At 73.8% G+C, this 21599-nt stretch carries 21 protein-coding genes; 10 read left to right on the plus strand and 11 right to left on the minus strand.

Features of this window, described 5'->3' with window-relative positions; genetic code table 11:
• The first annotated feature begins 5 nt into the window (after window positions 1-5).
• Window positions 6-875, plus strand: a complete 870-nt coding sequence (locus ACWCPN_RS23785) for an acyl-CoA thioesterase (protein WP_451209530.1) — start codon at window positions 6-8, stop codon at window positions 873-875.
• Here the strand turns inward: ACWCPN_RS23785 and ACWCPN_RS23790 are convergent.
• A complete protein-coding gene (locus ACWCPN_RS23790; protein WP_451209533.1) occupies window positions 812-1924 on the minus strand; it encodes a DUF6397 family protein in 1113 nt (370 codons plus the stop codon). The genes ACWCPN_RS23785 and ACWCPN_RS23790 overlap by 64 nt on opposite strands.
• Before the next feature lie 128 nt (window positions 1925-2052).
• Complete coding sequence (locus ACWCPN_RS23795) at window positions 2053-2463, minus strand: roadblock/LC7 domain-containing protein (protein ID WP_351660357.1); 411 nt, start codon at window positions 2461-2463, stop codon at window positions 2053-2055.
• A 92-nt stretch (window positions 2464-2555) separates the two neighbouring features.
• Here ACWCPN_RS23795 and ACWCPN_RS23800 point away from each other — a divergent pair, with 92 nt between their 5' ends.
• Entirely contained in the window at window positions 2556-2984 is a 429-nt protein-coding gene (locus tag ACWCPN_RS23800; protein ID WP_199209581.1) for a PPOX class F420-dependent oxidoreductase, read from the plus strand.
• 10 nt (window positions 2985-2994) lie between these two features.
• Here the strand turns inward: ACWCPN_RS23800 and ACWCPN_RS23805 are convergent, their stop codons facing one another.
• Genes ACWCPN_RS23805 through ACWCPN_RS23825 form a run of 5 tightly spaced genes read right to left on the minus strand, consistent with a single transcriptional unit; the run spans window position 2995 to window position 7915 of the window.
• Window positions 2995-3597 carry a GTP-binding protein gene (locus ACWCPN_RS23805; RefSeq protein ID WP_451209537.1) on the minus strand — a complete coding sequence of 201 codons (603 nt, stop codon included), beginning with the start codon at window positions 3595-3597 and terminating at the stop codon, window positions 2995-2997.
• Between the two features lie 41 nt (window positions 3598-3638).
• Complete coding sequence (locus tag ACWCPN_RS23810) at window positions 3639-4052, minus strand: DUF742 domain-containing protein (RefSeq protein ID WP_451209540.1); 414 nt, start codon at window positions 4050-4052, stop codon at window positions 3639-3641.
• Between the two features lie 18 nt (window positions 4053-4070).
• Window positions 4071-4508, minus strand: a complete 438-nt coding sequence (locus ACWCPN_RS23815; RefSeq protein ID WP_392293769.1) for a roadblock/LC7 domain-containing protein — start codon at window positions 4506-4508, stop codon at window positions 4071-4073.
• Window positions 4505-7093 carry a nitrate- and nitrite sensing domain-containing protein gene (locus tag ACWCPN_RS23820; RefSeq protein WP_451209543.1) on the minus strand — a complete coding sequence of 863 codons (2589 nt, stop codon included), beginning with the start codon at window positions 7091-7093 and terminating at the stop codon, window positions 4505-4507. The genes ACWCPN_RS23815 and ACWCPN_RS23820 overlap by 4 nt, the downstream gene beginning before the upstream one ends.
• Before the next feature lie 48 nt (window positions 7094-7141).
• Window positions 7142-7915 carry an MHYT domain-containing protein gene (locus ACWCPN_RS23825; protein ID WP_199209584.1) on the minus strand — a complete coding sequence of 258 codons (774 nt, stop codon included), beginning with the start codon at window positions 7913-7915 and terminating at the stop codon, window positions 7142-7144.
• A gap of 152 nt (window positions 7916-8067) precedes the next feature.
• Between ACWCPN_RS23825 and ACWCPN_RS23830 the strand changes: the two genes are divergently transcribed.
• The gene (locus ACWCPN_RS23830) at window positions 8068-8667 is read left to right on the plus strand and encodes a class I SAM-dependent methyltransferase (RefSeq protein WP_451209546.1); all 600 of its coding nucleotides are present in this window, start codon (window positions 8068-8070) and stop codon (window positions 8665-8667) included.
• A 12-nt stretch (window positions 8668-8679) separates the two neighbouring features.
• On the opposite strand, the gene ACWCPN_RS23835 is transcribed toward ACWCPN_RS23830, so the two are convergent.
• The gene (locus ACWCPN_RS23835) at window positions 8680-9435 is read right to left on the minus strand and encodes an alpha/beta fold hydrolase (protein ID WP_451209550.1); all 756 of its coding nucleotides are present in this window, start codon (window positions 9433-9435) and stop codon (window positions 8680-8682) included.
• Between the two features lie 123 nt (window positions 9436-9558).
• Here ACWCPN_RS23835 and ACWCPN_RS23840 point away from each other — a divergent pair, with 123 nt between their 5' ends.
• Window positions 9559-10092, plus strand: coding sequence for a PadR family transcriptional regulator (locus ACWCPN_RS23840; RefSeq protein ID WP_392293773.1), 534 nt, complete (start codon window positions 9559-9561; stop codon window positions 10090-10092).
• Here the strand turns inward: ACWCPN_RS23840 and ACWCPN_RS23845 are convergent.
• Window positions 10069-10938: an oxygenase MpaB family protein gene (locus ACWCPN_RS23845; RefSeq protein ID WP_451209949.1), complete on the minus strand. Its 870-nt coding sequence runs from the start codon at window positions 10936-10938 to the stop codon at window positions 10069-10071. The two genes, ACWCPN_RS23840 and ACWCPN_RS23845, sit on opposite strands and share 24 nt — an antisense overlap.
• A 130-nt stretch (window positions 10939-11068) precedes the next feature.
• Between ACWCPN_RS23845 and ACWCPN_RS23850 the strand changes: the two genes are divergently transcribed.
• Together ACWCPN_RS23850 and ACWCPN_RS23855 are read left to right on the plus strand one after the other, a co-directional pair.
• Window positions 11069-11365 (plus strand): hypothetical protein, encoded by a 297-nt coding sequence (locus tag ACWCPN_RS23850; RefSeq protein WP_451209553.1) that lies wholly within the window; start codon window positions 11069-11071, stop codon window positions 11363-11365.
• 155 nt (window positions 11366-11520) lie between these two features.
• Window positions 11521-12366 carry a hypothetical protein gene (locus tag ACWCPN_RS23855; protein ID WP_451209556.1) on the plus strand — a complete coding sequence of 282 codons (846 nt, stop codon included), beginning with the start codon at window positions 11521-11523 and terminating at the stop codon, window positions 12364-12366.
• A gap of 118 nt (window positions 12367-12484) precedes the next feature.
• Here the strand turns inward: ACWCPN_RS23855 and ACWCPN_RS23860 are convergent, their stop codons facing one another.
• Window positions 12485-12667: a hypothetical protein gene (locus tag ACWCPN_RS23860; protein WP_199209588.1), complete on the minus strand. Its 183-nt coding sequence runs from the start codon at window positions 12665-12667 to the stop codon at window positions 12485-12487.
• 213 nt (window positions 12668-12880) lie between these two features.
• On the opposite strand from ACWCPN_RS23860, the gene ACWCPN_RS23865 reads away from it, so the two are divergent.
• Both ACWCPN_RS23865 and ACWCPN_RS23870 read left to right on the plus strand, forming a co-directional pair.
• Window positions 12881-15820 carry an SNF2-related protein gene (locus ACWCPN_RS23865; protein WP_451209560.1) on the plus strand — a complete coding sequence of 980 codons (2940 nt, stop codon included), beginning with the start codon at window positions 12881-12883 and terminating at the stop codon, window positions 15818-15820.
• Complete coding sequence (locus ACWCPN_RS23870; RefSeq protein ID WP_451209563.1) at window positions 15817-17124, plus strand: SWIM zinc finger family protein; 1308 nt, start codon at window positions 15817-15819, stop codon at window positions 17122-17124. The genes ACWCPN_RS23865 and ACWCPN_RS23870 overlap by 4 nt, the downstream gene beginning before the upstream one ends.
• A 170-nt stretch (window positions 17125-17294) precedes the next feature.
• On the opposite strand, the gene xylA is transcribed toward ACWCPN_RS23870, so the two are convergent.
• The gene (xylA, locus tag ACWCPN_RS23875) at window positions 17295-18461 is read right to left on the minus strand and encodes a xylose isomerase (protein ID WP_451209566.1); all 1167 of its coding nucleotides are present in this window, start codon (window positions 18459-18461) and stop codon (window positions 17295-17297) included.
• Between the two features lie 185 nt (window positions 18462-18646).
• Here xylA and xylB point away from each other — a divergent pair, with 185 nt between their 5' ends.
• Both xylB and ACWCPN_RS23885 read left to right on the plus strand, forming a co-directional pair.
• Window positions 18647-20092, plus strand: coding sequence for a xylulokinase (xylB, locus tag ACWCPN_RS23880; RefSeq protein WP_451209569.1), 1446 nt, complete (start codon window positions 18647-18649; stop codon window positions 20090-20092).
• A 76-nt stretch (window positions 20093-20168) separates the two neighbouring features.
• The gene (locus ACWCPN_RS23885; RefSeq protein ID WP_451209572.1) at window positions 20169-21392 is read left to right on the plus strand and encodes an ROK family protein; all 1224 of its coding nucleotides are present in this window, start codon (window positions 20169-20171) and stop codon (window positions 21390-21392) included.
• Window positions 21393-21599: the final 207 nt, after the last annotated feature.

A 21599-nucleotide genomic window follows, 5' to 3' on the forward strand; every position in this document is an offset into this window, starting at 1 on the left:
AACCGATGACGACGAATCCCGCCGAGCGGCTGGTCGACCTGCTCGACCTGGAGCAGATCGAGGTCAACATCTTCCGCGGCCGCAGCCCGCAGGAGTCCCTGCAGCGGGTCTTCGGCGGCCAGGTCGCGGGCCAGGCGCTGGTCGCCGCCGGGCGCACCACGGACGGCGAGCGCCCGGTGCACTCGCTGCACGCGTACTTCCTGCGCCCGGGCCGGCCTGGCGTGCCCATCGTGTACCAGGTGGAACGGGTGCGCGACGGCCGGTCGTTCACGACCCGGCGGGTCACGGCGGTGCAGCAGGGCCGCACGATCTTCAATCTCACCGCCTCCTTTCACAAGCCCGAGGAAGGACCCTTCGAGCACCAGCTTCCGCCCGCCCGCGAGGTGCCGGACCCGGAGTCGCTGCCGACGGTGTCCGAGGAGATCCGCAAACATCTGGGCGCGCTGCCCGAGCAGTTGGAGCGGATGGCGCGACGCCAGCCGTTCGACATCCGCTACGTGGACCGGCTGCGCTGGAACACCGAGGAGATCCGGGGTGCCGAGCCGCGCAGCGCGGTGTGGATGCGCGCGGTCGGCCCGCTGGGGGACGACCCGCTGGTGCACACCTGCGCACTGACCTACGCCAGTGACATGACTCTGCTGGACGCGGTCCGCATTCCGGTCGAACCGCTGTGGGGTCCGCGGAACTTCGACATGGCCTCGCTGGATCACGCCATGTGGTTCCACCGGCCGTTCCGCGCGGACGAGTGGTTCCTGTACGACCAGGAGTCCCCGGTCGCCACCGGCGGACGCGGGCTGGCCCGCGGACGCATCTACGACGTGCGCGGCCGGCTGCTCGTCTCCGTCGTGCAGGAAGGTCTGTTCCGGGCCCTGTAGCGCGGTACCGCCCCGGCGGGCCGGGAGTTCGCGCGTGACAGCCACGCCCGAAGGCCGCGGACGGGCCGGTGCGCCTCCGGCCGGGCACCAGTCGGTCGGCGGGGCGCCCTGGGGTCCGGCGGCGCGGTCACCGCGGTATGTGCCACCGCTCGGAGGTGCCGCCCCGACGTGCTTCCCGTGGCCCCGTCGGGCCTCGGCGCCGCGCGCCGCCCGGCCTCGCCGTGTCCCGCAGCGGTTTGCCCCTCGGCCTCCGGGAGCGCAACCGGCGGGCGCCGGGCGGGCGACTGGGTGCGTGCCTCCCGCATCGCCTGGGCCAGATCGCTGCGCAGCCAGCCGATCTCGTCCGAGTCCTGCGCGGTCATGAGGTGCTCGGCGAGGTGCGCGAAGGAGGAGCCCGGTGCGCCATGGGCGGGTGGCCCGGGCCGCAGCCGCTCCAGCGCGGCACGCTCGTGCGGGTCCTGGACGACGTCCGCGATCTCGGCGGGCGCCAGGAACGCGGCCACGGCCGCCGCCCGGGTCCAGGGGTCCCCGGCCTGCCGCAGCAGGAACCCGAAGTGCCGGCCACGCCAGTTGCGGGCCCGCAGATCGACCCCGGTCGCCAGCTGCCCCCTGAGGGTCTCGGGCGTACGGCCCTTCAGCAGGCGGGCGTTCTCCGCGCCGGTCGCGAACTGCTGCAGTTCCTCCGCCAGATAGAGCCAGACCACGGCCCGATAGCGGTTCAGGTAGAACCGGACCGGCACCAGCAGGCCAAGACGGGCGAGCCGGGTGAACCGGCCCGCGGGAACCCCCATGAGCGCGGCGCCCTCCGCCGTACCCACCACCCGCACGCGCTCACGGAGGGTGCTGGGAAAGCCGTACCGGGCGCGCAACCGGGCGATCTCGGCCCGCTCCACCCTGCGGCCTCCGCCGCCGCCCTCGTCGGGCACCGTCCGGATCCGGCCGAGCTGGACGGCCAGGTCGAACTCCGCCCGCTCGAGGCCCAGTTCGCGGGCGGCTCGGCTCGGCGAGCTGGTGGCGGGTACTGCGGGGACAAGGGTGTCGTCCGGCATGGTGGTACTCCCCCGTGGAGTGGATGTGGCTCACGCCCTGTGCGCTGCCCGTGCACACACCGTAGCCGGAACCGGATGCGGGGCGGCGAGCCTGTGGACAACTCTGCCGTGCAGGGGGAGCACGCAGGTCAGAGGTCTGTGACGGGGCGGTCGGGCTGCCGGGCGTCCACCCCGAGGTGTTCGCCGACGCGGTTGACCAGCAGGGTCATCTCGTAGGCGATCTGACCGATGTCGACTTCGGCGCCACTGAGCACGCACAGGCAGCTGCCGGTGCCGGCCGCGGTCACGAACAGCACGGCGTCGTCGTACTCGATCATCGTCTGGCGGACCGTGCCCGCCCCGAAGTGGCGTCCGGAACCCTTCGCCAGGCTGTGCAACCCGGAGGCGACAGCGGCCAGATGCTCGGCGTCCTCCCGGCGCAGCCCGGTACTCGCTCCGGTGACCAGCCCGTCGTTGGACAGGACCAGCGCGTGCCGCACATGGTCCACTCGCTGGGTCAGATCGTCCAGGAGCCAGCCGAGTCCCTGGTTCTGCGCCATGTTCCGTCTCCCCGTGTGACGTCTCCTCCTCCCCGGAGGATCTGTCCGCCAGCCTTCCCCACGACCGGCGTCCGGGCAAGCAGGATGGGCGTATGGCACAGAAGATGACCGATGAGGAATGGCGGGCGTTCGTCTCGAACGGCACCCGAACCGGCAAGTTGTCCACCGTCAGCGCCGATGGGAGCCCGCATGTGGCCCCCATCTGGTTTCTGCTGGACGGGGACGAGCTGGTGTTCAACACCGGCAAGGAGACCGTGAAAGGGCGCAATCTCGCCCGTGACGGACGGATCGCCCTGTGCGTGGACGACGACCGGCCGCCCTTTCACTTCGTGGTGCTGAGCGGCCGGGCCCAGTTGTCGGAGGAACTGGACGACGTGCGGCTGTGGGCCACCCGCATCGCCGCCCGGTACATGGGAGAAGAGCGTGCCGAGGAGTACGGGGCCCGCAACGGCGTCCCGGGTGAGCTGCTGGTCAGGGTCACCATCGACAAGGTGGTGGCGGTCAAGGACCTGGCCGCCTGAGCGGGCGCGCTCAGCTCACGGAGTCGAGGAGCCGGGCGGTGTGCATCCGCCCGGCGTACTCGACGAGCCGGATCAGCACCTCCTTGCCGGAGTCCCGCTCGCGCGCGTCGCAGAGGACGACCGGTGTCCCGGGGTCCAGGTCGAGGGCGCGGGAGACGTCGTGTGCGCCGTGGCCGCGCGCGCCGGGGAAGCAGTTGACGGCCACCACGAACGGGATGCGCCGGTGCTCGAAGTAGTCGACCGCCGGGAAGCAGTCCTCAAGACGGCGGGTGTCGGCGAGGACCACGGCGCCGAGCGCCCCCTGGGAGAGTTCGTCCCACAGGAACCAGAAGCGGTCCTGTCCGGGCGTCCCGAAGAGATACAGGGAGAGGCCCGAACGTATGGTGATGCGCCCGAAGTCCATGGCGACGGTCGTGGTGACCTTGTGGTCCACGCCGTCGGTGTCGTCCACCGACTGACCGGCTTCGCTGAGCAGTTCCTCGGTGCGCAGCGGACGGATCTCGCTCACGGCGCCGACGAGGGTCGTCTTGCCGACCCCGAATCCGCCGGCCACCAGGATCTTCAGTGCCAGGGCGGAGGTGTCGGCTGCTGCGTCGGAGTGCTCGGAGACCATGATCACTTCTCTCGGCGTGAGTTGGGTTCCACGGGGTGCGGCTACAGCGCCCGCAGACCTTCGATGACTTCGCGCAGAACGCGTTCGTCCGGCAGATGGGCCGGGGGCACCGGACGGCTGACGGTGACCCGGCCGAGTTCCAGCAGGTCGCCGAGGAGCACTCTGACCACGCCCACCGGCAGGTCCGCACCGGCCGCGAGTTCGGCGACGGACTGTGTCTCGTCACGGCACAGTCCGATCAGGGAACGGTGTTCGGGCCCGAGCGCGGTGTCGTCGTCCGCCCCCGGCGCGTCCGGGTCGAGGGTGACGAGGGCGATCAGGTCGAAGCTCACTCCGGACGGTCCCGGCTGGGTGCGTCCGCCGGTCATGGCGTAGGGGCGGACGAGGGGGCCGGCCTCGCCGTCGTACCACTGGACGCCCGGTCGCCCCGGGCCGCCGGTCGGGATGTCGGTCATGGCTCGCGCTCTTCCGGATCATCCGGCGGCGGGCGGCCGGGCGGAGACGCGCGGCGCGGTGTGCAGGTGCTCGCCGACCCGTCTGACCAGTCGCGCCATCTCGTAGGCGACCAGGCCGATGTCCGCGGTGACGGCGGTGAGCACGGTGAGGCAGGAGCCCTCTCCGGCGGCCGCGACGAAGAGGAAGGCGTCGTCCATCTCCACCATGGTCTGGCGTACGCCGCCCGCGCCGAAGTGGCGTCCGGCGCCTTTGGCGAGGCTGTTGAAGCCGGAGGCCACGGCGGCCAGATGCTCCGCGTCGTCCCGTCCGAGGCCGGTGGAGGCGCCCACGGCGAGGCCGTCGTTGGACAGCACGACGGCGTGCCGTACCTCGCTCACCCGCATCACCAGGTCGTCCAGCAGCCAGTCGAGTTCACCGGACCGCTGGGCGGCCCTCATGTTCGGGTCCTGGATCACGCCGGGTCTCCTTCGCTGCTCTGACTGCCTGTTCCTGTTCCGGGGACGGCACCGCGGCCGGACCGTCCGCCGCCCCGGACCCAGCCGTCGCGGTAGGCCGCCATGCGGTCCCGTACGACTTCGGGGGTACGACCGTCGTCACCGCGCGGGGCGGCTTCCGGGTCCGGCTCCTCGGGGCGCTGCCGGCGCAGTTGCGGGGCGAGGTTCGCCTGGCGCACGCGGCGCGGGAGGACGTCGGAGGGCTCGGAGTCGTGCGGCGGGCGGTGCGGCCTCAGGGCGGTGACTCCGGGGGGCGGCGGCTCGTGTGCGGGGGCCGTGGGCGGGGGTGTCGGTGCCGGGGACCGGGGCGTGCGGGACGACGGCCGGCGTTCAGGGTTCGAGGGCTGGTGTGCGGGGGCGGTGGCCGCTAGGGCGGGCCGGCCGGTACGGGCGGTGACCTCGGAAGGAGCCGGGGGCTCTTCCGGTACGCGCGCGTACTCGGTCCGGCGCTGCGGGGCCGCCGGTGCCTCCTCCCGCGCGGGGTGTTCCGGGGACTGCGTGTGCAGAAGGGCGGTGGGCAGCAGGACGACCGCGGTGGTGCCTCCGTAGGGGGAGGTGCGCAGGTGCACCTTGATGCCGTGCCGGGAGGCGAGCCTGCTGACGACGAAGAGTCCGAGGCGGTCGCTGTCGAACAGGTCGAGCGCCTCGGACTGCTCGATCCGCCGGTTCGCCTCGGCGAGTACCTCGGGGCCCATGCCGAGGCCCCGGTCCTCGACCTCCAGGACGTAGCCGTTGCCGACGGGCTCGCCGGTGACCCGCACACGCGTGTGCGGCGGCGAGAACTGGGCCGCGTTCTCCACGAGTTCGGCCAGCAGATGGGTGAGGTCGGCGACCGCCGCTCCGACGACGCACGCCGCCGGGAACCCGCGCACCTCCACGCGCGCGTAGTCCTCGATCTCGGACACCGCCGCGCGTACGACATTCGTGAGGAGCACCGGCGTGCGCCAGGCCCGGCCGGGTGCCGCTCCGGAGAGGATGATCAGGCTCTCGGCGTGCCGCCGCATCCGGGTGGTGAGGTGGTCGAGCCGGAACAGGTCGCTCAGCTCGTCGGGGTCGTCGGAGCGCCGCTCCATGCTGTCCAGGAGGCTGAGCTGACGGTGGACCAGCACCTGGCTGCGCCGGGCCAGGTTGACGAAGACCCCGGAGATGCCGCCGGCCAGTTCGGCGCGCTCCGCCGCCGCCCGCAGGGCGGCGCGGTGCACGACGGTCAGGGCCTCGGCGACCTGACCGGTCTCGTCCTCCGCCGGCGGCCCGGCGGGCGCCTCGGCCTCGACGTCGATCTCCTCGCCCGTTCGCAGTTTCCGCATCGCGGCGGGGAGTTTGCGGCGGGCGATCTCCAGGGCGTCGTTGCGCAGGCTGACCAGTTCGATCACGAGGGCCCGGCCGATGCGGACGGAGATGACGAGCGAGGTGCCGACGGCGAGGAGGCCGAAGAGCACGGCTGCGCCCGCCGGACTCAGCAGTCCGCGCCGGTAGGGGTCGGAACGGCCCGCCACGGCCCGGCCGGTGTCCGCCACCAGGGCCCGCATGTCGTCCCGTACGCGCGCGTGGGCGCTGTTCCAGGCGGTCCCCGGTGCCGTGTCGGCCGCCCTCGTTCCGGGGCCGGCGGTGAGGATCCTGTCCTCGACGGCGGTGAGGGCGGTGTGCGCGCCACCGCCCGCGAGGTCCTGCCAGGCGGCACGCCGGGTACCGGGCAGGTCGGCGACGGCGGCCTCGGTGAGGGCGCGCCGCGTGGCGACGGCGGCCGCGAACAGCCGCAGCCGTTCGCCCTGCGGTCGGGCGTCCGGGCGCGTGCCGCCGAGGACGGCGTCCTCCTGGGCCAGCGCCTCGGCCGCTCGGGAGAATTCGAGCAGCACGCGCGCGTCCGATCCGACGTCGGCCTGCTGGATGCCGGTGAGGGCGCCGTCCACCGTGAAGGCGGTACCGATGGCCGCCGTGTACTGGTCGAAGGCCTGGCTCCACCCGGTTCTGCGGTCGAGCACGGCGGTCCGCAGCGCGCGCAGGCGCTCTGCGCCGGTCACGAACGCCTCGAGCCGGTCGGCGACCCGGCCGGGGAGCTCCTGGCTGTCGGCGATCGTGCTGTCGTCGCCGAGCCGCAGCCCGGTCAGCGCGCGGTCGGTGCGGGCTGCCGTGGTCCGCAGGTCGTCGCCCCGCGCCGCGCCGGGCTCGGCGGCGTAGCGCACGGCCGCCGCCCGCTCGTCCTGCAGAGCGGAGACGGCGGCGGCCACCGGGGCGCGCAGTTCCGAGTCGACGCGCTGGGACTGGCGCAGCCGGGCGATGTCCTGGGCGGTGCTGACGGTGGCGTAACCCCACAGGGCGAGCAGGGAGACGACGGGCACCATCAGCAGGCAGATCACCTTGGCGCGCACCGTACGGGGGCGGAGGCGCCGGCGTCCCACGCGCGCGGGCGGGGAGAACACGAAACGGTCGAGGGGCTGGTCCGTGCCCTCGTCGGCCGGCGGTCCGGCGTGCGCGCGGCGGCCGCGCGGCGGGGCCGGGACCTGTCCGGTCGAGCCGGCATCCGGGGTGTCTCTGGGTGGGCGCATGGCCTCCTCGCTCGGGACGTGGGACGGGGGTCCGGGAACGGGGTCCCGCTAGCGGACGGCGCTCTGGACGGGCCGCTGCGCGGAGGCGGACGCCTCGCGTTCGCCGGCCGTGGGCGAGAGGGCGACGAAGGCCGAGGTGAGGAACAGGTAGGACCCGAGGCCGACGGCGAGGGGGAAGATGAACTGCATCGCCGTGGCCCCGGGCAGGACTTCGCCAGAGGGGGTGACCCGCACCCTCACCGCGAACATTCCGGTGTAGTGCATGCTGCTGACGGCCGCTCCCATGACGAGGGAGGCGAGGGTGACCGCGAGGGGCGACTTGATGTTGAGTCCCGCCCAGAGCGCCGCGGTCGCCGCCACGACGGCGATCAGCACCGAGAGGCCGACGAGAGCGGGCCGGTAGGTGACGTCGCCGTGCAGCCGTACGGCCGCCATGCCCAGGTAGTGCATGCTCGCGACGCCCAGCCCGGTGGTGAGCCCGCCGAGCAGGAGCGCGCGGTTGCGGTCCCGGCTGTAGCCGACGGCGAAGACGCCGGCGCAGACGACGGCCATGGCGACGACCAGGCTGAGGATGGTCAGCGGTACGTCGTAGCGGATGTCGGTGCCGCTGACGCGGAAGCCGAGCATGGCCACGAAGTGCATGGTCCAGATGCCCGTGCCGATCGCGGAGGCGGCGGTGAGGAGCCAGTTGCGGCGCGACCGGCCGGTGGCGGCGAGAGCGCGGACGGTGCAGCGCAGACCCAGTGCGGCGCCCGTGCAGGCCATCAGATACGACAGCACGGGGGTCAGCCAGCCGAAGGCGGCGTGGTCCAGGTGTCCCATGGCCCCGGGACGCTAGCCGGGGCCGGGGCGCACGAAGGGGGCGCATTTCGAAAGGTGTTGCAATATGACGCAGAGAGGCGGCGGAACGATCGGGTCGCGCTCGAACGTGCGCACAGGAGTGTCCCTCGTGTCGGTGAGGAATCATGCCGGACATGAGCGACGACCACACACACGTCCAGGAGTTCTTCGCCGCCCGTGCGGCCGGGTGGGACAGCAGGTTCCCCGACGACGGCCCCGCCTTCTCGGCCGCCGTGGCGGACATGGGACTGCGTCCGGGCGACCGCGTGCTCGACGCCGGATGCGGCACGGGCCGCGCTCTGCCGCCGTTGCGTGCCGCGGTCGGTCCCACCGGGGTGGTGCTCGGCATCGACCTGACTCCGGCGATGCTCCAGGCCGCCGTGCGGGCCGGCCGGGACCGGGAGGGCCGCCTGCTGCTCGCGGACGTCGCGGCGCTTCCGCTGCGCCGGGGCGCCCTGGACGCGGTGTTCGCGGCCGGCCTGATCGCGCACCTGCCGGAGCCCGCCGAGAACCTGCGGGAACTGGCCCGTGTGGTGCGTCCGGGCGGCGGACTCGCGCTGTTCCACCCCATCGGGCGGGCGGCCCTGGCGGCCCGTCAGGGGCGGCGGATCACCCCGGACGACCTCCGCGCCGAGGCCAACCTCCGCCCTCTGCTGGAGGGCGCGGGGTGGCGCATGACCTCGTACGTCGACGAGGACTCCCGCTTCCTCGCGCTGGCGACGCGCGAGGACTGATCCGGGGGCGCGTCAGCCCTGTCCGGCCACGGCCGTCACGAAGGCGTCGGGGTTGTCGAACATGACGTTGTGCCCGGCGCCCGGCACCGTGAGAACGCGGACTCCCGCGGCTTCCAGCGTCTTCCGGCCAGGGAGTTCGCCGCTGTGTTCCCCCTGGAGGTAGACGCGGTCGATGTCCAGGCCCTCGAGAATCGTGCGCATGACGGGGTCCGAGCCGCGGCGGAGGCCTACGGCGCTGCGGTGCAGCGCCCGGGGGTCGGCCAGCCGCATCGTGGCCGCCCACAGCGGGCCGACGGCTTCCAGCACGCGCGCGTACCGCTCTTCGACGAACTCGTCCTCCCCGTAGGCGGCGATCGAGCTGCTGCCGGCCGTGGGCGGCGGGAAGGCGTCGAGGTTGGCCTCGGTGAGGACCAGCCGCGAGACCAGGTCGGGCCGTCGGTGGGCGAGGACGACCGCGACGGCTCCGCCCATGCTGTGCGCGATCAGCTCGGCTCCGGTGACGTCCGCCTGGTCCATCGCGACCGCCAGGGCGTCGGCGTTCTCCTCCAGCGTGTAGCCGAAGTGCTCGGGCCGGTCGCTGATGCCGTGCCCGGGCAGGTCCACGAACAGGCTGCGCCTGCCGGCCAGCTCGGGGCGGGCCGCGACATGCGCGTGATAGACGGAGGAGACCGATCCCAGCCCGTGCAGATACACGCGCGCCAGCCCCGCCCCGGACACCTCCGTCCACCGGATCCGGCTTCCCCTGTCGTCGAACACGGCCTGCTCCACGTCGCCCCTCCTGCGTCACCAACGGCTCGGCTGCACTCGGCACAACATACTTCGACACCGATGTATTGCGCTACAGGAATATGCGCGTCTTGATGTACAGCGCTGATGCGGGAGAATGCGGCCATGCTGGAACTCGCCATCCTCGGCTTCCTGTACGACGTCCCGCTGCACGGCTACGTCCTGCGCAGGCACATCGCCGCGCTCACCGGGCACGTGCGGCCCGTGGCCGAGAGCACGCTGTACCCCGCGATCAAGCGGCTGGAGAAGGCGGGGCTGCTGGCGCGGACCACCGAACCCGGCGCCGTGGCCGCGCCGCGTCACGTCCTCACGCTCACCGAGGAGGGCAGGCAGGAGCTGCGCCGCCGCCTGGCCGAGCCGGGGCAGCGCGAGATCACCGACGAGAACCACTGGTTCACGCTGCTCGCGTTCCTGCGGCACCTCGACGATCCGGCCGCCCAGGCGACGGTGCTGCGGCGCCGGCTGGCCTTCCTGGAGGAACCGGCGAGCTTCTTCTACGACGGCGACCGGCCGCTGCGCGCCGAGGAACTGGACGATCCGTTCCGGCGCGGCGTCCTCACCGTCGCGCGTGCCACGAGCCGGGCCGAACTCGCCTGGCTGCGCGACACCCTGGCCTCACTCGGGGACGTCGCCCGCTGAGACGTCCAGGTGGCGCACGGGGCAGCCGCCCATTCCCGGAACCGGACGGGTGCCCAGGTCGGCCGGGCGGTAGCCGTTCGGGTAGCTCTTGATCTCCCGGTTCTGCCGCGCGTAGTGCGGTGCGCGGCGGGGCGGGAGGAGACGGACCAGCCGGCCGCGCGTCCGCACCGCGCCGCGCACCAGGGCGGAGGAGACGGGTCCCGGCGGCTCGTAGTGGAAGGCGCGCAGCAGGGGTCCGTCGAGGAGGGCGAGCGTGGCGGTGCGCAGCAGGGGGGCCAGCGGGCGCGGGTACCAGGACGCCATCAGGTCGAGCGTGGCGTCGGAGACCCGCCGGGCCTGCTCGTCCCAGGCGAAGTGGTCCTGTTCGTAGGCGTCGAGCAGCGCCTCGAACTCCTCGTAGGTGTGCGGGACACCGGGGATGCCGAGGTGCCGGCCGAGGGTGCGGTAGTACTCGGTGGCGGCGACGATCTCGTGCCGGGACAGGCGGCGCCAGCCGTAGGTGTCGATCCAGCGCCGGGGCACCACCACGAACGTGGACAGCACGTACCGCATGTCGTCGTCGCCGATGTCGTAGCTGCGGTGCATCTGGTTGATCCGGCGGATCGCGGTGCGGCCCTCGGGGGCGGCGAAGCCGTGCTCCACGACGGTGTCCAGCAGCAGTGCGGTGTCGTCGTACCGCCTCTGCGCGCGCTCGGTCAGCTCCCCCGTCCGCGCGAGCAGGCGCCCGATGGAGGGGACGGCGTAGGTGCGGTACAGAGCCAGTTCCAGGGCCCTCGTGTAGTCCCAAGGAAATTCGAACGCCGTGCTGAGCCGGTAGATTTCGTGAGCGTCCTTCACCGGGTCCATCCGCTGGATCCGCCTGAGCCGGTCGAAGCGCACCGTCGCTGCCCCCTTTTACCGCCGGAGCTTCAACTCTACGTTGAACAGTGCCGGATGGGTGGTCGGTGACTACCCCGTACAGAGGAAGGCGGGTCAGGTGTTCGACACGATGCGCAAGTACGCCACCAGGTTCCTCGGCTCCCCGCGCGCGGAGGCGGCGGGCGGCCGGGAACGGCGTCCACACAACTTGTTCGAGGCCGCGGCCGTCTACGTGGCGGCCCGTACGGAGGACGACCAGGACGGCATCGACGAGGCGTCGGCGTGGGTGTCGCCGGAGGCGCTGTCCTTCGGGGTGAGCGAACTGGCGTGCCGGGCGGTCGTGGCACTGGCCCGGGAGCGCAACGAGTCGCCCCGGGCGGTCGCCCGCGACCTCCTCGGTCTGCCGGCCGCCTGACCGTGCCGGCCCCGGGTCACGGCTTTCCGCCGGGCGGCCGTTTCGCCCCCGTCCAGGTGGAAACCTGCAGCTCCGCGTGGTGTGTGGAGTCGTGACAAGCACCTTCCACTCGCACTAGGGTGCGCGCCGATGGACCAACCACTGGGAGGGCTGTGATGGCCGGGACGGACGAGCAGGCCGTCGCCGCCGCGGACGAGGCGCTGTATGTGCTCACGGCGGTGCTGCTGACCCCCGCACAGTTCCCGAGCGTGCTGGGCGACGACTATCCGGAGGCCTGCGCCGCGCTGGGCCTGGCGCCGTGTGCCGACGGATACGGCCTGGTGCTGGGGCAGGACGGTGACGGCGCCCGCTGGACGGTCGCCATCGACGACGTGTCCCTGGTCGCCGTGGCGATCGCGTCCTGGGACTGCGGCATGGAGTACGAACTGTCGCCGGACGAGAACACGGTGGTGGCCGCACTGCCGGGCTGGCCGCTGGCGGTCGCCGTGGCCGCTCCCGGGGTGCCGGCACCGCACGATCCCGTTCCGGACGAGGCGGACGGGCCCGCGCTGACCCCGCCGGACACCGGCTCCTGGGGTCCGCCCCAGCGCCGCCTGGGCGCCGACGAGATCGCGCTGCAGTGGGCGGTCTGGCGGGAACAGATCGGCGACGGCTACTCGGCCTCCTCCGACACACGGCCCGAGGCGGCGGAGTCCCCGGCGACGGAGGACGCCGACGGCGGACCCAAGTCGGGGCACCGCGGCGTCCGGCGTGTGCTGGCGGAGGCGCGCGCCTACGTCGACTCGCCGCCGCCGCTCGGCCGGGTCCGCTCCTCGTTCGCCCCGGGCGACGCCCGCACGCTGCGGGCCGACGGCCCCGGCTGGTCGATCGTGGCCCGCACCGACGACATCGCCTTCGTCCTGCTGGACGAGGAGCCGGGCGAGGTGCTGCCGGTGGGCCGGGGGCCCGAACTGCCCGGCCTGCTGGAGGCGCTCGACAAGCTGGCCGTCCGGCCTCTGTGAGCCGGTGGAGCCGTGCCGCGCCCGCAGCGGCCCGGCTCAGCCGTCGACCGGTTTCCCGTCCGGCTTCCGCCCCGCCGGCCAGAACCGTCCGCGCCGGCCACGGCGGCTCACCGGCCCGTCAGCGGCCCAGTTCCTTGCGCGAGACACGACGGAGTCTGCGCCGCTGCGAGGGGTCCAGAGCGAGGTAGGCGGCGACGGGGACGCCCACCACGATCAGGAACGCCACCCACCAGGGCAGCCAGATCAGCAGGAGCAGACCGACCGCCACGCCCCCGGCGGCGATCTTCGCGTTTTTGGACATGAGCGTCGCCTCCTTCGCGGCAGCCCTTGCCGCTCTCTGTTCTGAGAACGGCCGCACGCTTCCCGCGGTTCCGGAGCCCGACCCTGATACTTCCCCGAGGCCCCTCCCCTAGTGGCCCGCGTCACAGGGCAGAGCCGCGGGCCGGACGTCCCGAGTGCTGTACCCTCGGCGACTCCGAGTCAGTAGTCAAATTTGAGGAGCGCGGGCAGAGTCGTGCAGAGGATCTCCACCGCACCGCCCACCGAACCGTCAGAGCACCCCCAACCGACCGATGCGACGGAACCGTCCGAGCCGTCGAGACTCCTCGACCCTCCCGCCCCGTCCGAGCTGAACCGCTGCCGCGCGGTCTTCGTCCCGTCCGACCCGCCCCGCACCGGCACCATGGCCTTCTGGCAGCCGGACGGCGAAGCGCTCCCCACCGTCGCCCGGGGCACCGTCACGGAGCTGGACCTGGTGCTGCCCGCGCCGGACGGCGACGTGGAACGGGTACGTCTGCCCGCCGTGCTGCTACCGGTCGGGGCGGCTCTGCCATGGCTCATGCGGCGGCGGGACGGGCAGCACCGTGCCGTCGAGTTCTGGGGCACGGCCGGCCTGCTCGCCCTGCACTTCCTGGCGCGCGGCCTTCTCCTGCCCGGCCTGTCGCCGTCCGGCCACGACGCATGGCGGACGGGACCGCTGTCCGCGCGCGACGCCGGACTGGTCCGTGAACTCGCCGCCGCCATGCCCCCGGAGGCCCACGCCACACACCTCATCACGTCGCACGACGTGGAGGGCCGGCCACGCCTGCCGGACCCGGAAAGGCTGTTGCGCTCCTTCCTGGACGCGGTCGCCGACACCCTCCCCCGCTCCCCCGCCGCCGCACTCGTGACGGGCGGCCCCGCGTTCGCCGCGCCGGACCCCCAGCACCTGCCCGGCCTCCGGGAGTGGGCCGACGACGTCGCCGCCGGCCACGACACGGGCGTGCGGCTGTCGTTGCGGGTGGAGGCGCCCGGCCTGCACGACGCCACCGGCGAGGGTCACGCCCCGGTGCGGTTCCGGGCGGTGCTCCAGGTGCACGGCGCGAGCGGGACGGCGCACGTCGCGGAAGCCGCCGCCCTCTGGTCCGGTCCGGCGGCCGCACACGAGGCGTTCGGACCGCGCGCGCGGACGGACACGCTCCTGGCGCTGCGCCGGGCGGTCCGGGCATGGCCGCCGCTGACTCCCCTGCTCACCGCCGCCGTGCCCGACGTGGTGCACCTCGCCGACGACGAGATCGCCGACCTCCTCGGCGAGGGTGCCCGGGCTCTGGCCGCCGCGGGCGTCGACGTGCACTGGCCTACGGAGCTGCCACGCGGGCTGACCACGCACGCGTCCGTCGGCCCGCCGGACGGAGCGGCCGGGGCACCGCCGTCGTTCCTCTCCGCCGGCGCCCGGCCGGAGTTCCGGTGGTCGTTCGCGCTGGGCGGGCGCGAGTTGTCCCAGGAGGAACTGGACCTGCTGGCGGAGGCCAAGCGTCCCCTGGTCCGGCTGCGCGATCGCTGGGTGCTGGTCGACCCCCGCGAGGCGGAGCGCGCGCGGGGCCGCGAGGATCGTTCCGTCACTCCGGTCGAGGCCCTGGCGGCCGCCCTGACGGGCTTCGCCGAGGCCGACGGCGTCCGGGTCGACGTACGGCCCACGGGGTGGCCGGCGGAGCTCCGGGAGCGGCTCGCGGACCCGGAGTCCGCCGAGTTCGCTGGCCCGCCGCCGGGACTCGCCGCCACCCTGCGCGACTACCAGCTGCGCGGACTGGGCTGGCTCGCCCGGACGACGGCCCTCGGGCTGGGCTGCTGTCTGGCCGACGACATGGGGCTGGGGAAGACGATCACGTTGATCGCCCTCCATCTGCACCGGCAGAAGGACCCCTCGTCGGCCGGTCCCACGCTGGTGGTGTGCCCGGCCTCCCTGCTCGGCAACTGGCAGCGCGAGATCGAGCGATTCGCGCCCGGGGTCCCGGTGCGCCGCTTCCACGGCCCCGCGCGAGGCCTCGATTCCCTGGTGGACGGCGAATTCGTGCTCACCACCTACGGCACGATGCGCCTGGACGCCGAACGGCTCGCCGAGGTGTCCTGGGGAATGACCGTCGCCGACGAGGCACAACACGTGAAGAACCCCCACGCGGCGACCGCACGTGCACTGCGCTCCATCGGCGCACGCGCGCGCGTGGCGCTCACGGGCACACCGGTGGAGAACGACCTCACGGAACTGTGGGCGATCCTCGACTGGACCACCCCTGGTCTGCTCGGCCGTCTCGGCACCTTCCGCGAGCGGTACGCGCGGCCCGTCGAGGGCGGCGGGGACCCGGCCGCGGCGGAGCGGCTGGCGCGGCTCGTGCGGCCGTTCCTGCTGCGGCGCCGCAAGTCGGATCCGGGCATCGCGCCGGAACTGCCGCCGAAGACCGAGACCGACCATCCCGTGGCCCTCACGGACGAGCAGGCCGGTCTCTACGAGGCGCTCGTCCGCGAGACGCTGGACCTGATCGCGGACGCCGACGACATGGCCCGCCGCGGCCTCATCGTGAAGCTGCTGACCGGGCTGAAGCAGATCTGCAACCATCCGGCGCAGTTCCTGAAGGACGACGATCCGCGACTCGCGGGACGCTCCGGCAAGCTGGAGCTGCTGGACGAACTGCTCGACACCATCCTGGCGGAGCGTTCGGGAGTGCTCGTCTTCACGCAGTACGTGCGCATGGCCCGTCTGCTGCAACGGCACCTGACGGCCCGTGGAGTCCCCTCGCAGCTCCTGCACGGCGGCACCCCCGTCGCCGAGCGCGAGACGCTGGTGCGCCGCTTCCAGGACGGCGAGGTGCCTGTCTTCCTCCTGTCGCTGAAGGCCGCGGGGACGGGCCTGAACCTCACCCGGGCCGATCATGTGGTGCACTACGACCGCTGGTGGAATCCGGCGGTCGAGGCCCAGGCCACCGACCGGGCGTACCGGATCGGGCAGACCCGGCCGGTGCAGGTGCACCGGCTGATCGCCGAGGGGACCGTCGAGGACCGCATCGCGGAGATGCTCGAACGCAAGCGCGCTCTCGCGGACGCCGTGCTCGGCACCGGCGGGGCCGCGCCGGCGGAACTGACGGAGCTGACGGACGCGGAACTGGCCGCGCTGGTGGAACTGCGCGGGGAGGCGCGATGAGCCGTTTCGAGCACGGGCCGGAAGGCGGTCCGGAGCACACGTACGCCGCGTTGCCGCCCGCGCGCGGGCGGGCTTTCGCGCGGACCTGGTGGGGCCGGGCATGGCTGGCCGCGCTGGAGGACGCGGCACTGGAGGCCAACGCGGTGAAGGCGGGGCGTCGGCTCGCGCGCGCGGGCGAGGTGGGCGCGGTGACCGTCCGGCCGGGCCGGGTGACGGCCGTGGTCCGCGAGCCGAAGGGCGCGGCGCACCGCGCCGACGTCCTGCTGCCCGAGCTGTCCGAGCGGGAGTGGGACCGGTTCGTGGACCTGGCCGCCCGGCAAGCGGGACACCTGGCCGCGCTTCTCGACGGGGACCTGCCGTCACATCTGATCGAGGACGCGGCGATCAGGGGGATCGAGCTGCTGCCCGGTCTCGGTGAGCTGGAACCCGAGTGCGACTGCGGCGCGTGGGACCACTGCGGGCACACCGCCGCCCTGTGCCATCAGGTGGCACGGCTGCTGGACGAGGATCCGTTCGTGCTCCTGCTGATGCGCGGCAGGGGAGGGAGCACGTTCCTGCGGGAACTGAACGAGCGGAGCACCCCGCATCCGGACGCGCCGGCGGAGCCGGGCGAGCCGTTCGGGGCGGAGGGCGTGGATGCGGCGGAGGCGTGGGCGGCCGCGGACATCCTGCCCGCGCTCCCCGTGCTGCCCGCCGTCCCGGAGGCGCCCGGCGGACCACCGTCCTACGACACCGGGATCGCGCCGCCGACGGCAGTCGATCCCGAGGCACTGCGGTACCTGGCCGGGAAGACGGCGCAGGAGGCCCACCGGCTGCTGGGGCGGGCCCTCGGCGGCAGCGGCTTCCAGGACCGGGAGCACAGGGCGCTGACGGCGGCCGAGGACGTCGTAAGGCTCGCCGACGGTGCGGTTCCCGCTGCCGCGGCCGACCGGCTCGCCGAGGGCTCGGGGCGGGACCTTGCGGGGCTGGCGACGGCCGTGCGCGCCTGGCGCCTGGGAGGGCCGCCGGCCCTGGCCGTGCTGGACGGGCAGTGGCAGGTCCGGGACGGGGCGCTCGCACGCGCGCGTGCCGCCCTGGAAGCGGCCTGGGAGACGGACGAACGGCCGTCGTTCCGGCAGGACGGCAACCGGTGGACGGTGGGCGACGAAGGGGTACAGCTGCGCCTCGGTCCCGACGGCCGCTGGTGGCCGTACCGGGCGGAGGGCGGCCACTGGGTTCCGGCGGGTGCCCCGGACCGGAACCCGGCGACAGCGCTGGCCACGGACCGGCCGACCCCGCAGACCCGGGCACCCGAGGGTTCCTGACGGGGGCCGCTTCCGGCGCGCGCGACATCTCGACGGCGCTGTGATCGGTCCGTACCGGTGCGGTGCCCACCGGCACCGTCCGTACCCGGTCGGTGTCCACCGGCACAGCCACCCCGGGGGCATTCCGAGGCCGCCCCGCGACTTCGGAATGCCCCCGGCGGGATCCGGGTTCAGCCCCGGGCGCCCAGCAGGTGGTCCATGGCCAGCTGGTCGAGCCGCTCGAAGGCCATGCCGCGCGCGGCGGCCGCCTCCACGTCGAAGTCCTCGAAGGCGGCGCGGTCGTCGAGCAGGTCCCGCAGGCCGTCCGCCGCGGTCGGCTGGACGAGCTCGTCCAGCCGCGAGGCGCGCAGCGCGTCCTGGACCTCCGGATCGGCGCGGAACGCGGCGGCCCGCTCCTTCAGGATGAGGTAGTTGCGCATGCAGCCGGCCGCCGACGCCCACACGCCGTCGAGGTCCTCGGTCCGCGGCGGCTTGAAGTCGAAGTGGCGCGGCCCGTCGTAGCCCGCGTCCTCCAGGAGGTCGACGAGCCAGAACGCGGCCCGCAGGTCACCGGCGCCGAACCGCAGGTCCTGGTCGTACTTGATGCCGGACTGGCCGTTGAGGTCGATGTGGAAGAGCTTGCCCGCCCACAGGGCCTGCGCGATGCCGTGCGGGAAGTTCAGCCCGGCCATCTGCTCGTGCCCCACCTCGGGGTTGACGCCGTACAGCTCGGGGCGCTCCAGGCGCTCGATGAAGGCCAGCGCGTGACCGACCGTGGGCAGCAGGATGTCGCCGCGCGGCTCGTTGGGCTTGGGCTCGATGGCGAACCGGAGGTCGTAGCCCTGCGAGGTGACGTACTCGCCGAGGAGGTCGAAGGCCTCCTTCATGCGGTCGAGGGCGGCGCGGACGTCCTTGGCGGCCCCGGATTCGGCGCCCTCGCGGCCACCCCAGGCGACGTACGTCTTCGCGCCCAGCTCGGCGGCGAGGTCGATGTTGCGGATCGTCTTGCGCAGGGCGTAGCGGCGGACGTCGCGGTCGTTGGCGGTGAACGCGCCGTCCTTGAAGACCGGGTGCGTGAAGAGGTTGGTGGTGGCCATCGGCACCGTCATGCCGGTGGCGTCCAGAGCCTGGCGGAAGCGCTTGATGTGGGACTCGCGCTCGGTGTCCGAGGACCCGAAGGGGATCAGGTCGTCGTCGTGGAAGGTCACTCCGTGGGCGCCGAGCTCCGCCAGGCGCCGCACCGTCTCGACCGGGTCGAGGGCACGGCGGGTGGCGTCGCCGAACGGGTCCCTGCCCTGCCAGCCGACGGTCCACAGGCCGAAGGTGAACCTGTCCTCGGGGGTGGGCTGGTAGCTCATGCCGCGGCTCCTTGCTTGGTACGACTATTTCGTAATGGCCGTTTACAAATTAGTATGCGCACACACCTCTGGGAAGAGACAAGGTGTGTCCTCGACGGCGAGGGATTCGTTCCACCGCCGCCGCGGACGCATGTCCTGCCAGGTCACAGCGCATCCCGCGGAGCCGCGGAAAGAGGGAGAGCCCGATGTCAGCAGCCGAGGGTCCGCTCGTCGTGGGCGTGGACACCTCCACCCAGTCCACGAAGGCACTGGTCGTCGACTCGTCCACCGGCGAGGTGGTGGCGAGCGGCCAGGCCCCGCACACCGTGACCTCGGGGGCGGGCCGGGAGAGTGATCCGCGCCAGTGGTGGGACGCGCTGTGCGAGGCGCTGCGCCAGTGCGGCGAGCCTGCGCACGAGGCGGCCGCGGTGTCGATCGGCGGCCAGCAGCACGGCCTGGTCACGCTGGACGAGCGGGGCGAACCGGTGCGCCCCGCACTGCTCTGGAACGACGTCCGGTCGGCGCCGCAGGCCCGCCGGCTCGTGGAGGAGCTGGGCGGCCCGAAGGCGTGGGCGGAGCGGACCGGCAGTGTGCCCGGGGCGTCGTTCACGGTGACCAAGTGGGCCTGGCTGGCCGAGCACGAGCCGGAGGCCGTCCGTGCCACCAGGGCGGTCCGGCTCCCCCACGACTACCTCACGGAGCGGCTGACCGGACAGGGCACGACCGACCGCGGCGACGCGTCCGGCACGGGCTGGTGGGTCGCCGGCACGGAGGCGTACGACGAGGAGACGCTCGCCCATGTGGGGCTCGACCCGGCGCTGCTGCCCCGGGTGGTGCGGCCCGGCGAGGTGGCCGGCACCGTGCGCGGCGGCCACGGTCTGCCGTTCTCCAAGGGCACCCTGGTGGCACCGGGCACCGGTGACAACGCCGCCGCCGCGCTGGGCCTCGGGCTCAGGCCGGGCACCCCCGTGCTGAGCCTCGGCACGTCGGGCACCGTGTACGCGGTCGCCCGGCGCCGCCCCGCCGATCCGACGGGCACGGTGGCCGGCTTCGCGGACGCGCACGGGGACTGGCTGCCGCTCGCGTGCACGCTGAACTGCACCCTCGCCGTGGACCGGGTCGCGGCACTGCTGGGCCTGGACCGCGAGGCCGTGGAGTCCGGCGCCTCCGTCACCCTGCTGCCGTACCTGGACGGAGAACGCACCCCGAACCTCCCCCATGCCTCCGGCCTGCTGCACGGGCTGCGTCATGACACGACCGGCGGCCAGTTGCTGCAGGCCGCCTACGACGGCGCGGTGCACGCCCTCCTCGGCGCGCTCGAACTGGTCCTGGACGAGGACGCGGACCGCGGCACGCCGCTGCTGCTGATCGGCGGCGGGGCCCGGGGCACCGCCTGGCAGCAGACCGTTCGGCGGCTGTCGGGGCGGCCGGTCCAGATTCCCCGGGCGGGGGAACTGGTGGCGCTGGGGGCCGCCGCACAGGCCGCCGGCCTTTTGACCGGTGAGGATCCGGGCGCGGTGGCACGCCGCTGGAACACGGCCGCCGGCCCGGTGCTGGAGGCCGTGGAGCGGGACGAGGAGACGCTGGCGCGGATCAGCGGGGTACTCTCCGACGCGGCCCCGCTGCTGGAGCGGGGGACGGAATCGCGCTGAGCGCGCGCCCGGCGACGGGCGCGGGGCCGGGTCCGGGTCCGGGTCCGGCCGCAGAGACCGAGGATTGACGAAGGGCATGACCGCACCGCTGCACGAGGGCCGCTCACGTGGTACCGGGCGCCCCCTGCCGGACACCCAGCAGGGCATGCGCCGGCGCAACCTCGCCCGGGTGATGCACGCCGTCAGCGCGGCGGGTCCGCTGTCCCGGGCGGCGGTCGCCTCGCACATCGGGCTGACCAGGGCCGCGGTGTCGACCCTCGTGGACGAGCTGATCCGGTGGGGGCTGCTGGAGGAACTGGGCCCCGAGCGGCCGGGCCGGGTGGGCCGCCCCGGATCGGCTCTCGCGGTGAGCGGACGCGGCCCGGCCGGCATCGGGGCGGAGATCGGCGTCGACCATCTCGCGGTGTGTGCCGTCGACCTGCGCGGCACCGTCCGCGCGCGTGCCGTGCGGTACGGCGCGAACCGGGGCCGGGCCCCGAAGCCCGTACTGGCGGAGCTGACGGAGCTGGTCGGCCGGGTCCTGGCGGAGATCGAACGGGACGGCCTGTGGCCCGCCGGACTCGCGGTCGCCGTGCCGGGCCTCGTGGCACGCGACGGCCGCACCGTGGTACGCGCCCCGAACCTCGACTGGCACGACGTGGATCTCGGTTCCCTGTTGCCCGGCGGGCCGCCGCTGACCGTGGACAACGAGGCCAACTTCGGCGCTCTGGCGGAGCTGTGGCTCGGTGCCGGCACCCCGCGGGACTTCCTGCACGTGTCGGCCGAGATCGGCATCGGCGCCGCGGTGGTCGTGGACGGGCAGTTGCTGCGCGGCACCCGCGGTTTCGCGGGCGAGCTGGGGCATGTGCCCGTCCGACCCGACGGCCCCGCCTGCCCGTGCGGCGGACGTGGCTGCCTGGAGCAATACGCCGGCGAGGAGGCGGTGCTGCGCGCGGCCGGTCTGGAGCCGCGCCAGGACCTGGCCGGCCTGCTCGCCGAGCGCGCCGAGGAGGGCGACGGGGCCGTACGCGGGGCGCTGCGGGACGCGGGTACGGCCCTGGGCATCGCCCTGACGGGGGCCGTCAATCTGCTCGACCCCGAGGCGGTCGTCCTGGGCGGGGCGCTCGCGGGCCTCTCCCCCTGGCTGCTGCCCTCGCTGGAGGCGGAGTTGACGGGCCGTACGGCCGGACCCGTCTGCCCGGTGTCCGTGTCCACGCTGGGCCCGGAGGGCCCGCTGCTGGGCGCCGCCCACTATGTCGTCCGCGCGGTCCTCGACGATCCGGCGACGGTCGCGGAACAGCCCCTGGCGGAACGGGGCTGACGAACCGAGGCGGACGGCCCCGGGCAGCGGGTCGAAGCGGGCGCCCCCGGGGCGTGGCCGGCCCGAGGCGGGCGACGAGGGGTCGAGGGTGACCTCCTGCGCGCGGCCCTGGGCGAGGGCGGCCCGAGAGGGGCTGCCCGGCCTCACCCGTTCAGGTGGCCGAGTTGTTCACACAGTGCGCTCTGTCCACCGGTCCACGGCACACTC

The organism is Streptomyces sp. NPDC002386 (assembly GCF_053593175.1).